The organism is Verrucomicrobiota bacterium (genome assembly GCA_038744685.1).
Taxonomy (GTDB): domain Bacteria; phylum Verrucomicrobiota; class Verrucomicrobiia; order Opitutales; family Puniceicoccaceae; genus Puniceicoccus.
The window spans coordinates 201,981-216,248 of sequence record JBCDMB010000002.1 but is presented as its reverse complement, the minus strand read 5'-3'; the positions used below and the strand labels follow the sequence as shown (position 1 = coordinate 216,248).

Sequence of the window (14,268 nt, the reverse complement as noted above, 5' to 3'; positions counted from 1 at the left end):
CCGCATCCAATGCAAATTCAGACCATCGCTTCCGAGGTTGAGGAAAACCTTTCGACTTTTGCAAAGCGCCTCACTGGCTTGGGTCGTATACTCGAAGATGAGAAAAACAACGTTTGGGGTTGTTCGCCGATTCTTGATGAAGACGGCAACGTCCATGTATTCTACTCCAAGTGGGCCAACGAGGCTGCGCACAAAGGTTGGCTGGAGTGCAGCCAGATAGGGCACGCGGTGGCCCGATCACCCGAGGGCCCCTATGAAGTGCTGGAAACGGCGTTGATTGGCCGCGGAGGTGATTTTTGGGATTCGATGACGATCCATAACCCGACGATTCACAGAATTGGTGGCACTTATTATCTCTTTTACATGGGAAACTGCGACGGGATGGTGACTTCCAAGCGCGTAGGCGTAGCCGTTTCCACCTCGCTCTATGGTCCTTGGGAACGTTTTGACCGGCCTATTGTCGAGGCGGGGTCCGATCCTCGTGGCGATTGGGATAGCGCGGTTACCTCAAATCCGGCATTTGTTCGCTCGCCGGACGGGGAGTGCCGACTTTATTACAAGGGATGGTGCGTAGAGGATTGGAACAAAGATCTGGCAACTGGGATGCGGCCGGCAACAGAGGACACGGGGATACACACCAATCGGCAGTACGGTTTGGCGACAGCCAGCTCACCGACTGGGCCCTACGAGAAATTTCCCGGCAACCCGATCATTAACATGCGCAAGAGAATCCCAAACGCGCAAACTGAGGATGCTTATGTCTGGCACGAGGACGGTGTTTACAAGATGATCCTTCGAGACATGGGCTTCTTCAATCACGAGTATGGCATCTACCTTGAGTCGCTTGACGGTTTGAATTGGGAGAAAGCGCCCCAGATCGCCTACCTGAATTCTCAACATTACTTACCGGAGGCTCCAAACGGTCTTGAACGTGAAGGGCGGTTCGAACGTCCGCAGATTCTCATGAAGGAGGGGAGACCTGCTTACCTGTTTTGTGCCCTGGTCGGAGGAAAGTACAATACTTCATCTGGTGTTGTTCTTAGAATTGGCGAGAATACCTAGCCAACTATGAGACAGATCTTTTCCATGAACCCTGGGTGGAAATTCCATCTTGGGGACATCGAGCTTCACAATTTCGCTGCGATTCACGAGAGCCGCTTTCGCGCTCCAGAGTGGATGAAAGCGGGCAACCATGGAATCGCAAAGCCAGCGTATCCGGATGATCATTGGAGCGACGTTGACTTGCCTCACGATTTTGTGGTCGAGCAACCATTTAGCCCCGAGGCTAATGAGGTCCATGGTTCCTTGCCGGTGGATGTCGGGTGGTACCGAAAAGTGTTTGAGCTTGAGGCCGAAGATCTCGGCAAGCGGATCACGCTGGAGTTTGATGGTATCTATCGTGATTCGGAGATTTGGTTGAACGGACACCTGGTTGGTCGACATCTCTCGGGCTATACTAGCTTCCAGTATGATGTCACCGAGCTTTGTAACTTCGGTGGTCTGAACGCTCTCGCCATCCGCGTTGACGCCCGGAACTTCGAACTGTGGTCTTACGAGGGTGGGGGTATCTATCGCGACGTTCGTTTGCTGAAACTGGATCCAATTCATGTCGATTATTGTGGGACCTTTGTTCGGGCAACTGTTGAGCGCGTTGAAAACCCCACGGTGTCCACGATTGAGATTGAAACGACAATTTTGAACGAGCTTCGCAGTCCCGCTGAGGTCCAGATCGTTTCTACGATCAAGGACCAAGAAGGGATTGAAAGAGGACAAGCGAAAGACCTCGCAGATGTCGGTTCGTTGAGCAAATTGACTGTCTTTCAGTCGATTGATCTCAAAGCCCCACAGCTCTGGTCGCCTGAAAATCCCTACCTCTACTTGGTAGAGACTTCCGTTTTCTGTGACGGGCTTCTTGTGGACTCTTACGAAACCTCTTTTGGTGTTCGCTCAATACACTTTGATCCTGCTCGCGGGGTATTTCTGAACGGGCGTCCGATAAAGCTGAAAGGGGTGTGTAATCATCAGGATCATGCAGGAGTTGGGATCGCGATACCGGATCGGCTGCAGGCATGGCGGTTGGATCGGATGAAGGAGATGGGATGCAACGCTATGCGCACGGCACACAATCCACCGACCCCGGCCTTACTCGAACTCTGCGACCGAAAGGGGATTCTGGTGATGGATGAAATTCGGATGCCGGGCACTACGCCTGAATTGATGGGTCAGATGGAGTCGCTGATCTACCGGGATAGGAACCATCCCAGCGTGATCCTTTGGTCGCTTGGGAATGAGGAAATGCTTATTCAGGAAACGGCAGTGGGCGCTCGTATTCTTCAGCGCATGCAGGATCGGGCGCACCAACTGGATCCAACGCGTCTCTGCACTTACTCAGCAAATTGCGACTTCAACGAAATAGCGGACAATTTCGAGGCAAATGGTTTCCGTATCGATGTCTTCGGGGCGAATTATACTTCTCGGCGAAATGAGGATGGTAATCTCGATTGTGAGGGTGAACGTTACGACGAGTTTCACGCGAAGTATCCGGATTGGCCACTCATCGGAGGGGAGACTGGTGGGTCTGCATCAACCCGGGGGCTCTACGGGCAGGAATACTATAAAGGCAAACCGCATCGACCGGACACGGCCGATCTGGGGATCGACAACTATGTCGATTTAAATCCGGAGAGGGAAGGGGACGCGACCGCTTTCAGCGAAACGATGACCCCATGGGGGCGGTCGATTGAAGATACCTGGCGTGATTGTGCTGAGCGCGATTTTCTCGGCGGAACGTTCCTCTGGACTGGTTTTGACTATCGTGGCGAGACTTACCCTTTCGGCTGGCCCGCGGTGGTCACGCGCTATGGCTTGATGGACTTGTGCGGTTTTCCCAAGGATGCGTTCTTTTACCATAAAGCGTGGTGGACAGATGAGCCGATGGTCCATCTCTTTCCGCATTGGAATTGGCCTGGCGAAGAGGGAAAAATGAAAGATGTCTGGTGCTACAGTAATTGCCACTCAGTAGAGCTCTGGCTCAACGGTGAAAGCCTCGGCAGAAAAAATATGCCCATAAATGGTAAACTGGTTTGGGACGTGGTCTATGCACGTGGTAAACTGGAGGCTCGCGGATATGATGCCTCAGGGTCGGAAATCCAATCCAAATTGCTTGAAACAACGGGAGATCCTGCGGCGGTTCGGCTCATGCCGGAGTCCGAAAAGATGATCGCTGATGGGCGCGACATGGCGATCATCCGATGCGAAATTGTCGATTCAGAGGGGCGGGTTGTTCCGACTGCGGAAAATGTGGTGAAATTCGAGGTTCCGGAAGGTCTGAAGTTTGCAGGTGTTGGTAATGGGAACCCAATCAGTCACGAGCCGGAAAAGCTGCCTGAGCGGAGGGCCTATTGCGGTCTTTCTCAGCTGTTGATTCAATCAACTTATACTCCCGGCGAGTTCGTGATCTTCGCCGAGTCTAAAGGCCTGGAACCATACAGACTACAGTTGGCTTCAACTGTGCCTGACAACCGCCTTTCCGAGATTGGACAGGTTGTCGAAAGGATATCGGACACCGGAAAGCACGTGAGCTCGATCGACGGGGCCCTCTGAAGACAGGATGAGTCCTTTAAATTTCGGTAAAAACTTGTAAGTTTTGGGATTCTGAGACTTTTACGGTTTGACTTTTATGTCCGCGTAAATACACGTGTATAGAAGAGTCGAACTTCTATCTGCATTATCCTCCTTCCAATTTAGCTCTGCAAAGCCCGTAGAGCCTAACCACAGACCCAACACCCAACCATGTCTAGTCAACTGTCGCCTACCTCTTCTCCTGTCAGTTTTCGAAACCGTAACGACCGGAATGGCGGTTTTGCCCTCATCATCGCGCTCTCGTTGATGGGTTTTATTTTGTTGTTGCTTCTTTCGCTCACCACTTTTGTCCAGATCGAAACCGCCGGGTCAGTTGCAGCCAAGGAGCAGCAGGAACCCCGGCTCAACGCCGAGCTTGGGGCGATGATCGCGGTGGGTGAGCTGCAAAGGTTTGTCGGGCCTGACCAAAGAGTGACGGCTCGCGCAGACGTCGTGATTCCTCCCGACAACTCACCGTTTTCAGGAACTGGTAGATGGACGGGTGTATGGTCCAGCAAGAGCAATACTAACGACCCCGACGACCAGAATGATGGTTTGGATGAGAACAGAGTCTCGTGGCTCGTGAGTGGGGATATCTCGGAATTTACAAGCAGCCAAAACGGAAAGATCACGGGAGGGACTGCAAACGGTGACGATATGATCACGCTTGCAACGCGAGAAATCTCAGTGAGTTCAAATGATGACGAAGTGGTAGTTCCCACCGTCGAGATACCCGCGACGGGTCAAGGAAGTTCGGGTAGATATGGATTTTGGGTGAGTGATGACGGCTTGAAGGCTCGGGTCAATCTAGATCGAATCTCCAATTTTGCCTCTGATTCCGAAGCACCTTTTTATGACATCGCTCTCGCGCAGCAAGCGGATGCTTCGGTGTCTAGAACAAGTTCTGGGAGTCGGCCATTCTCTCCGAATCAGGATATTTCACTTTGGAAAGAGGACGACAGCTTGGTCTCCAAGGTGACGGTTTTCAATAGTTTGCGCTACCTTGATCAAACTAATGCCGGAGCGGGTGTGGAACGTGATTTCTTCCACGATTTTTCAACTTCATCAGCCAGTGTTATGACCAACCTCCGTCAAGGTGGCCTGAAGATGGATTTATCTACAGCCTTACTTGATCCGCAGGCAAACGGTTTGGAAGGCCCGATTTTCGAGCCCGTTGCAGGCGATAGCGGAGAGGGCAATCCTGGCGGTCCTACGTGGCAACAGCTGGCAGACTTTTACCAGCACACAGTCCGCAATAACGACGCAGACGAAATCTTTTTTAAAGCGCCAGCTGACGACGAATTCGGAATCACGCCGGTGCTGACGCGGTTTCAGTTTATTGTTCAAGTCTTTGCCACTCGTTGGAGGACACTTGAGCCCCCTCCTGCTGAACTGGAGGTTCCGAACTGGGCGTTACGCAGCATGGCAGAGGATATGGAATATGTGGTAGGCATTTTCCCGGTTATCACGTTTTGGAATCCTTACGACCGTGACTTGGTCCTGCCAGATCTGGGGATGGAAACAGATATGGCTGGCGTCGAGTTGATTAGAAGCCGTCCTTTGGATGCAAATGGGAATCCCACCGGCCCAGATTATCCGAACCCACCACAGGTGCACACCTCTGATTTTGCGATCAAGACGATTCTTGAAGACGGCGATATTTCCTTGGGGTCGGACCCGACTAGCCGCCGAAAGGTTGGATTTACGATTCAGGGAACCACAATCCCTGCCGGGCAGGCCGTGAATTATTCTCCTCCTCTCAACTCCTACCTTGATTTTTCCGATGGTCGGGATAATTGGCTGGTTCCCGGTGCAGGGGATCGTTACCTCTACGGATTTTTTTCAGCGCCTGTAAGGTTCACTACAGATCCCGGCGAAGGCGATCGTCGTGATTTCAACGAACATAACTCAGAGAATAACTCTCTATTCCCCGGTTATGGCTTCTCAAAATACGAGAATACACTTCTCAGGTTTGCATTTAAACGGCACTTGGCTCGGCATGAGGTGAACTTTTACACAGCACCTTTTGATCGGCAGCCGGATCGCGAAGATCGCTTCCTTTCAATAGCCACAAACGGGTTGTATTCACTCGTTCGGAATCTTCCGAATGATGGCCGTGTCATTCGCATTTGGGATGCCACGCGAACTCCTGCAAGCACAGGCATTGCAAATTTCTCTCAAGTGATCAGCCCGGCCGGTTCGAGTGTTGGCGCGGCGTTCGATGAGAGTTTGTCTCCGATCGAGATTATAAACATCGAGACTAATGCGCAGATAATAAATGGGATTGCGCGCTACATGGCTTTTCCAGACGTTGCTACTGGAAGCGAACAGATCCATTTGCTCAGCCAGTTTAACCCTCGGTCCAGTTTCATATCCGAGCAAATGCACGTTGGGTTACAGGGGGACGACGGCGATGCTGAGTACGTTTACCAGCTTTTAGGAAGAGAGCCATTCTCTTTCTGGAACGCGGGTGGGAACGGTAAACGCCACACCTATTTCATCGGTGGTGTTGACGACTCGATTGGCTACGTAGGTATGGGAAAAGACTTTGCCTCAGGAAATGATCAGATGGTTCTTTTTGAGTCCCCAACCCGCACACCGCTCGGCATAGGGCAATTTATGCACGCGAACCTAATGAACTATGGTAGCATTGGTTGGACCCACCCTGGTGGCGGTTGGGCTGGAAATCTCCAGCAGCCTTACACTACGCCGGCTTATGCGATCGGGAACTCTATGGCGAACGTTCATCTTCCGTTAGACAGAACTAAGGTTCTCGTTGAACCGGGTTCTCCTATGTTCCAGGGGAGCTCTCCTCCGAGCAAATTTCCGTCGGGTAGTTACTCAGGAGCGCATTACGACTACTCCTATGAGTTGAATCAAGCACTATGGGACGACTATTACCTTTCGACTTTGATTCCGGAGGGGAATAGCCCTGCTATTAATTTTCCGCGCGAGGAAGCGCTGCCCAACTCACGTCTAGTTTTGTTCAATTCGAATGCCTCAGACAGCGAACTCACGGACAGTGAAGAGCAGGCGGCAAACGTTCTCTTACGAGGAGGATTTAACGTAAACTCGACCTCTGTAGCTGCTTGGGAGGCTGTTTTGGGCGCACTACGAGACGTGGAAACGCTTGGAGCAGGATCTTCGAGCTCCGATCTTATCCATCCCTACGCAAGGATCGTCGAGCCTCTCCTTGAATCCACAGGGGAGACTCCTACGTACGCAAGTAGAGCCACAAAGGATGCCATTGTAGCTGGATTCAGGAGTTTGACCGACGACCAGATTTCGGATCTAGCAGCGAGTATCGTTCGTGAGATTCGCACTCGAAGTGCAGCAAGAGGCCATCCCTTCCTCACGATGGCGGATTTTGTAAACCGATCGACCGACGCGGCGGACATACAGAACAACAATAGAAAGAGGTTTGCCTACATGGGCCCGCTTCAGTTTGCAATTGACCAGTCCGAAGTGAACGGAGTTCCGGCAGTGGGTGAAAACTGGGAGAACCAAAGAGATAGGTCGACTGGGCTATGGGATAACGAGTATATTACAACGATCGAAAACAAGTTTGGCGCGTTTTTGCCAGAGTCCATGGAAGTGATTAGGAACCGGCCATTTATGGATGGTGCACCTGGGGCACTCACTCAAGCGGATCTGTTAAGTCGGATTGGTCACACTCTGACTGCTCGAAGCGATACTTTCACTGTCCGTTCTTACGGCTCGAGTGTTGATCCTACGACTGGAAACGAAACGAGCGACGCGGTTCTTGAAATGGTCGTTCAGCGCACCCCTCAATACATGAGTGATTCTGACGATGACCCAGATCCCGCTACAGCTTCGCTCAATCGTCAATTCGGTCGAAAGTTTGAGATCGTCTCGACTCGCTGGTTGAGATCGAACGAAATTTGAATCGCTGATGTTTTTTTCTGTGAGCCGTTCGGCATTCGTAGTCTGGCTGATTTTGACATCGGCCTCGTTCGTCGTTGGGCAGGGCTTCAACGGTGAGCCGCCTCCAATGCGGAGTGAGGCGGAAGAGGAAGAGCCGGAGCCGTACCTGATGAATATATTGTACCTCTCCAAAGAGCCAATGTCGAAGACGAACCTCGGCTTCCCGCTACATTTCAGGAATAACGAGAAAGACTTTCGGATAAACACCATACCTGGGTCCCTGACGAGAACGATCCGATATCAAGGCAATCCAAATTTTTTCTTCTTTAAACCCGAGACCTCTGCAGAAGGCGAGATTACACGGATACCGCTAGTGAATATCAATTTGGGTAAACCTGGGAGAAAGATCATCTTTCTAACTCGAGATGAAAAGCAGAGAATATCTGCCCGTGTGATGCACGTAGGAAGAGAAACGCTGCCTGAAAACACCGTCCGCGTGATGAACTTCAGTCAACAGTCAGCGGTGATTCGGGTCGATGAGGAAGATGCTAGACTGAATTCGATGGACGCGGAGGATTTTAGAATTAAGAGCGATAAACCGCGATTCAGAGTCCGTCTTGCGATGGCAGGCCATGACGGCGAATCGACCTATGTTTTTGAGAATAAGAAAATGGCGATGGCTCAAGGTGCACGGGAACTCATTCTTTTGTACCCCAACCCAAGAGAGCCACAGAAACTAACCTATTCACTTTTCCCAATCCGTGATGAACCGTTTCAAAGCAATTACTCGGACGCGGAAATCTCAGATGAAGGATACCGGGATGCTTACGTCCCCTCGCGTTACCGCAACTAGGCGCTTGTTTGGTAGTTAGATAGTGATCTTCAGCGCGTTCGCGTGCGGCGTGGGAGGTTCCACGGGTAGTGACACCTCGAGACCATCTTCAGTATTTTTAAAGTCGATCGGTCCGCGACCCAAGAGTTCGACTTTTTCAGCGGCCTCCCCCGCGAGGGAGCGAATCTTCAGCTGATGGTCTCTGGGCCACTTTAGAATGAACGCGTAGAGCGTGTTGCCATCCTTGGACTGGGTGAAGCGGAATTCACCTTCCTGTGCCTCAATGGGTTGTTCGCTGTGGCATTTGGACTCGTATTCAGTGACGCCACCCTCTCCGAAGGTCCTCCATGGGCGTGTGCGATAAATTGCTTCGCCGTTGACGTCGATAAAGTCTTTGATCTCGGAGAGTATTTGGCGGCACTCGTCGTCAAGGGTTCCCTCTGGACGAATGGGAACACTCAACATCATGTTCCCATTCTTGCTGACCACATCGATTAGAAAGTGGATGACACTTTGCGGGCTTTTGTAAGGGAAGTTGTCCTGATAAAACCAGTTACCGAGGCAGGTATCGATTTGCCAAGGCTCCTCGGTAATCCCCTGGGCAAGTCCGCGCTCAATATCAAAAACACCTGCACCAGGAATAAAGGTACCTAAGCCCGGGTGATTCTTTTGGGTAAAGACCGCCTCGAGCTGGCCATCGTTTTTTCGAATGCTCTCGTTGTAAAGGTAGGAGACGATGCTGTGGCTGTATTCATCGACCGCAAAGGAGCCATCGCTGTAGAAAAGATCCGGTTCGTATTTGTCCAGTAGGTCCTTCATCCGGTAGTACCACTCCTTGGCCCATTCTTTTGGGTAGTCGGGTGGGGTGAGCCAATTGTCGGGCCGATCGGTTGCCAGCCGTGTGTTGTACAGGTCTTCATAGCGTTCATCATTTCCGTCGTAGGGAATACCTGCCTTTGGGCCTGTCTTATCGGAACCCTTACTTGTGCCAAACCAGTGGTAATAGTTTGACGTATGTTCGGAAACGCCGAAATGGAGACCGTGCTTTCGTGCAGCATCTCTCCATAGGCCGACGATGTCCTTCCGTGGCCCGATGTTTACGGAATTCCACCGATGGTATTTCGAATCCCAACAATCAAAATTGTCAGTATGCACCGCCAGCGCCATGAAGTAGCGGGCGCCGACCTCCTTGTACAGCGAGATCAATGCATCGGGGTCGAAGTCCTCAGCCTTCCAATAGGGCAGTGTGTCCTTATAACCGACCTCACTTGGGTGACCAAAATTCTCGCAGTGGTGGTGGTAGACGTTTTGGTGGTAGCCGCCTTCTTCTTCAGCGTAGTCTTGTATGTAGAGGTTGCGTGCATACCAATCGCCTGTCCGGGTCAAGCCTTGTGGCCCCCAGTGAGCCCAGATACCAAACTTAGCGTCTCTAAACCATTCTGGACATTCAAATTGTTTTAGGGAATCAGGTGTCCCTGAAAATGGGCCTTCGCCGGCAGTTATTGACCGCTCCAGCATTTCATCTCGAATCTTTTTATACCTTGGCGCCAAATCGTCCAATTCATGGGTGGTCTCGGTGTTCATTGGTTTATACTGAGATACGAGTTTTGATGAGCAGTAGAGACGACTGTACTCTCAGTCATTTATTCTTGGCAATCGGTTAATTACACGAGAAAAGTATGGTCGCCTTTAAGGAGTTTCGGCACTGTATCCCCCCTGCAATTCTGGTCCCGAAGATCTGATATCTGCAGCTTCATCTTCTCAGTCTTTCAAAACTTAGCCTCTTTACCCTATCGATATGAATTGCTCCCGAATCTTATTCTTGCCCCGTCTTCTAGTGCCTCTGGTTTTTTGTTCCGGTCTGCAGATCGGCTACACTCAGGACCTTGTTGACCAGAGTCAGCCCCCGATTTCAAGTGAACCTCAGGCTGTCGATTCGGTGGCGGTCGATTACAATCTAACGACCCCGTATACAATAACAGCAACTGTGGATTTCCCTGTTACGAACGAAGGAGAGGTTAACTACTACGACGACAAGAGGTATGACGCACTCGGAATTAGACCGAACGCCGTGGGTTTTGATGATACAAAGTTTGCTAGGGCTTCCCATCTCTTTACTGGGCAGTCGGATGAATATCACGTAACAATCACTACCATCACTGAGGAGGATGGTGAATCCACTTACCGGCTGTTGATCAATGATCAAGTCGTTGGTACTTTTCGGAATCCGGGTGCAGGAGAGTCGGGTTATTCGGGGGATCTTAGGCCGCATACCTACACCTGGAGTGAGATTGCGATCAACGAAGGTGACACCGTTTCGGTGGAGTCCAACGCGCACTCCAATGACCTGATCCCCGAGGAGAACGGTGCCAACGGTTTTGCGTGGGCGCGGGGTCGCTGGCGCCAGCTTGAGCTTACTCCATCTCCTGGTCCGCCCACCGAATCGGCTGCACTGAATACGACCTCAGCCGGAATCTATGGCGAGACCGACGAGAGCGGAAGTCACAAAAAATGGCACCGAGTCACGGTTGCTTTTGAAGGGCCCAGCTCCAGTGAGACTGCCACTCCAAACCCGTTTACCGACTACCGGTTGAACGTGACCTTTCAACACCCTGAAAGTGGTAAAACCTACCTTGTTCCCGGATACTATGCGGCGGACGGAAATGCAGGCGAGACCGGATCTACTTCTGGGAACATTTGGCGTGTTCACTTTGCGCCGGATGAGATTGGCACTTGGAACTACTCGGCTTCCTTCCGGAGCGGGACGAATATCGCAATGAACGCCGACGCGGAGGCTGGCTTGGCAGAATCCTTTGATGGTGAAAGCGGATCTTTCGAAGTGGTTGCCTCAGACAAAACGGGTAATGACCATCGGGCACGAGGGCGACTCCAATACGATGGCACCCGCTACTTGAAATTTGCCGACACTGGCGAGGCTTTCATCAAGACCGGAGCTGACGCGCCGGAAAACTTTCTCAACTACACCGGATTTGACAATACTTACAACCACGGCGGACCTGACTACACGAAAAGTTGGTTTCCCCATATTCGCGATTGGAAAATCGGTGATCCAACTTGGAAGAACGGTCAGGGCAAAGGCATTATTGGCGCGATCAACTACCTCGCCTCCGAAGGGCAGAACGTCTTTTCCTTTCTCACCTACAACGCTGGTGGTGATAGCAAGGACGTATGGATGTATGTCGCTCATGACGATCCACTTCGTTTCGATTGTTCCAAGCTCGACCAGTGGGAAGTCGTCTTCTCTCACGGCACTGCGATGGGCATGTATCTCCACTTTAAGACTCAGGAAACGGAGAACGACGATCGCAAAGGCCCTGGAGCGGATTTCGCTCTGGACGGCGGAGATCTTGGGGACGAACGCAAGCTCTACTATCGCGAACTCATCGCAAGATTCGGCCACCACCTCGCATTGAACTGGAATCTTGGCGAAGAGACAACACAGACGACCGAGCAGCAGCAGGACATGGCGCAGTATTTTCGCGATCACGACCCTTACGGTCACAACATTGTTATACACACCTATCCACAACAGCAGGAGCAGCGGTATCGTCCACTTCTTGGCGACAACTCAGAGCTCACGGGTGCTTCGGTCCAGACGAAGTTCTCGAATGTGCACAAGCACACTCTTCAATGGATCAACGAATCTGCCGATGCAGGAAAGCAATGGGTAGTCGCCAACGATGAGCAGGGGTCGGCCTCTCATGCCAATCCACCCGATGACGGCTGGCCCGGTTTTTCGGGAGATAACACCCCGAGTCAGAAACAAATGCGCTGGATGACTGTCTGGGGAAACTTGATGGCAGGTGGCGCAGGTGTAGAACTCTATGCCGGATACGAAAACCCGCAGAGTGATCTTACCTTGGATGACTTCCGTAGCCGCGACCGAATGTGGGATTACTGCCGTCACGCGCTCAACTTCTTCAATGAGTATTTGCCTTTTGACGAAATGGAGAACGCCAACGCACTGGTCGGAAACGCTAATAACTCCAACGACAAATATTGTTTTGCCAAAGTAGGGGAGATTTACGCGATTTATTTGCCAAATGGGGGCAGCACCTCGCTTGATCTCAGTGGTTCCGAGGGGACCTTTGCTGTTCGGTGGTTCAACCCACGTGATGGTGGCCCGCTTCAGATTGGAACGGTTCCCTTAGTTACCGGCGGAGATTCTGTTTCAATTGGAAACCCACCCTCGGAAACAGGTGAAGACTGGGTGGTCCTCGTGCAAAAGAGCGAGGCAGCTTAAAACGTGAGTCTCTCGACTCCGGAAAACGGAATCGGGTTAAGTCTGGGAGAAAGCAAGATTTGGAAAAAGCCGACTTTTTCCGTCACCACATCAGTGAGCTGTTCGTAGATTTGTCATCAGATAGTAAATCGCGCCTCATACAAAGCTTGCTCGCAAAAATCGAAATCGAAATCGGTATCGCTATCGAAAGCGCTCGAGACCCGATTTCGATTCACGAGTATGTTCTATTCTAGCAGCGGAGTAATAATTGATCTGGTTTCGATGGGGGGATGAGATTGCCATCGCGTTGAAGGTTGCGGTTCTTCCTCAAGACTCGCCTTTGGTTTTGGTAGGTTCATAGTTTTCGCCGATGGCAAATCGATGGCTACTCTGGGTGCTGGCGACGCTGATGCTGGGCTTCATCAACCTGGAGTTCTATGCAGTCGGTGCGGTCGCTGCCAAGGTAGATGAGAGCTTCGGTATTGGGCCCTCGCGGACCGGCCTTCTCTTTGGAATCTTTACTCTTTTCTACGGCGCTCTCCAGATTCCCGTAGGCTTGGCTTATGCTCGCTTTAATCCAGTTCGCCTCCTCCTGGTCGCCTGTATCGTTTTTGCCGTCGGGAACCTCCTCTTCGCCTTTTCCCCTGGTTTTGGGCTAGCCATCTTGGGAAGGGTCATCTCCGGAATTGGAGGTTCGTGCTTCTTTCTTGGCTTCGTTGCAATCGCCTCGCGTAACTTTGAACCCCAACTCTATGCACGTTTACTGGGGTTCAATCAGACGTTTAAGTTCTCGGTTTTGCTGGTGGCCTTGGTTCTGATGCCGACCATCTTATTGCATTTCGGTTGGCGCATCTATTTCGCAATGATTAGCGGGGTTTTTCTGTGTCTATCCGTCCCCTTAGCCGTCATTGCGACGCGAAGAGTTGAACGACACGAAACAACCGGAGAATCCGGTGCTTGGCAGGGTCTTTTGGATTTGGTTCGAAATCCTCAAATCATCCGATATCTTGTCATTGGATTGTTTTCGAGCGGAGGGATCATTGCGTTTTCAGGTCTCTGGTATTTACCTTACGCCGAGCGTCTGGGTTATCCTCCCAAAGATGCGGATCTCTTGGTATCCGCAATGATGTTGGCGATGGGGATTGGTATGGCATTATCCGGTTGGATCTCTGACTGGCTCAAGTTGCGAAAACCGATTCTGGTGATTGGACTGGTAGTGACCCTCCTTTCGACAAGTGTCGTTTGTTTCAGCGCAAAGATTCCTCCTTGGCTTGAGATTGGAACGATCTTCATCTGTGCGGGAGCCTCCTCTGCCTTTTACGCAATGGCTTACGTAATGGTGAAGGAGTTGGTTCCGGCGAGGCTCATAACGACAGCAAACGGAATCCTGAATACAGCGATCTTTATGGGCGCGGCTCTCTTGCAATACCTACCCGGTTTGATCCTCCGATTGGAGCACGGGGGAGCCGGCAAAATCGACGACGCAACGGTAACAGGGTTTCAGTTGGCACTTCTCATCTTTCCGGTGGGTTATTTGATTAGCCTGATTGCTTCTCTCGGTTTGAAAGAAACTGGAGGCGCTCAGTGCGAGTGACTTGTGCTTCCTCAACTAAAACGGATTCGAAAATGCAGGTGGATCTGATCGAAGTCTCCCGAAGCAAAGCTTGAATTGATCACCAATGTAAAC

Annotated in this window: 7 protein-coding genes; 6 read left to right on the top strand and 1 reads right to left on the bottom strand. The window is 51.4% G+C overall.

The genetic code is table 11. From position 1 onward, the window contains the following. Positions 1–9 precede the first annotated feature (9 nt). From AAGJ81_02205 to AAGJ81_02190, 4 genes are all read left to right on the top strand, one after another. The gene (locus tag AAGJ81_02205; protein MEM0964951.1) at positions 10–1,062 is read left to right on the top strand and encodes a glycoside hydrolase family protein; all 1,053 of its coding nucleotides are present in this window, start codon (positions 10–12) and stop codon (positions 1,060–1,062) included. 6 nt (positions 1,063–1,068) lie between these two features. Next, complete coding sequence (gene galA, locus AAGJ81_02200; protein MEM0964950.1) at positions 1,069–3,603, top strand: beta-galactosidase GalA; 2,535 nt, start codon at positions 1,069–1,071, stop codon at positions 3,601–3,603. 189 nt (positions 3,604–3,792) lie between these two features. Beyond that, entirely contained in the window at positions 3,793–7,527 is a 3,735-nt protein-coding gene (locus AAGJ81_02195; protein MEM0964949.1) for a hypothetical protein, read from the top strand. Between the two features lie 7 nt (positions 7,528–7,534). Beyond that, the gene (locus AAGJ81_02190) at positions 7,535–8,359 is read left to right on the top strand and encodes a hypothetical protein (GenBank protein ID MEM0964948.1); all 825 of its coding nucleotides are present in this window, start codon (positions 7,535–7,537) and stop codon (positions 8,357–8,359) included. A gap of 15 nt (positions 8,360–8,374) precedes the next feature. Here the strand turns inward: AAGJ81_02190 and AAGJ81_02185 are convergent, their stop codons facing one another. Beyond that, entirely contained in the window at positions 8,375–9,922 is a 1,548-nt protein-coding gene (locus tag AAGJ81_02185; GenBank protein MEM0964947.1) for an alpha-L-fucosidase, read from the bottom strand. Positions 9,923–10,160: 238 nt separating this feature from the next. Here AAGJ81_02185 and AAGJ81_02180 point away from each other — a divergent pair, with 238 nt between their 5' ends. Both AAGJ81_02180 and AAGJ81_02175 read left to right on the top strand, forming a co-directional pair. Beyond that, on the top strand, positions 10,161–12,602 hold the full coding sequence (locus AAGJ81_02180) for a DUF5060 domain-containing protein (protein ID MEM0964946.1): 2,442 nt from the start codon (positions 10,161–10,163) through the stop codon (positions 12,600–12,602). Positions 12,603–12,951: 349 nt separating this feature from the next. Beyond that, positions 12,952–14,175 carry an MFS transporter gene (locus AAGJ81_02175; protein ID MEM0964945.1) on the top strand — a complete coding sequence of 408 codons (1,224 nt, stop codon included), beginning with the start codon at positions 12,952–12,954 and terminating at the stop codon, positions 14,173–14,175. Positions 14,176–14,268 lie beyond the last annotated feature (93 nt).

What these genes read in the sequence shown, in the direction of transcription:
- AAGJ81_02185 (MEM0964947.1), bottom strand. Translation starts at nt 9,922, where the DNA reads ATGAACACCGAGACCACCCATGAATTGGACGATTTGGCGCCAAGGTAT.
- AAGJ81_02175 (MEM0964945.1), top strand. Translation starts at nt 12,952, where the DNA reads ATGGCAAATCGATGGCTACTCTGGGTGCTGGCGACGCTGATGCTGGGC.
- AAGJ81_02190 (MEM0964948.1), top strand. Translation starts at nt 7,535, where the DNA reads ATGTTTTTTTCTGTGAGCCGTTCGGCATTCGTAGTCTGGCTGATTTTG.
- galA (MEM0964950.1), top strand. Translation starts at nt 1,069, where the DNA reads ATGAGACAGATCTTTTCCATGAACCCTGGGTGGAAATTCCATCTTGGG.
- AAGJ81_02205 (MEM0964951.1), top strand. Translation starts at nt 10, where the DNA reads ATGCAAATTCAGACCATCGCTTCCGAGGTTGAGGAAAACCTTTCGACT.
- AAGJ81_02195 (MEM0964949.1), top strand. Translation starts at nt 3,793, where the DNA reads ATGTCTAGTCAACTGTCGCCTACCTCTTCTCCTGTCAGTTTTCGAAAC.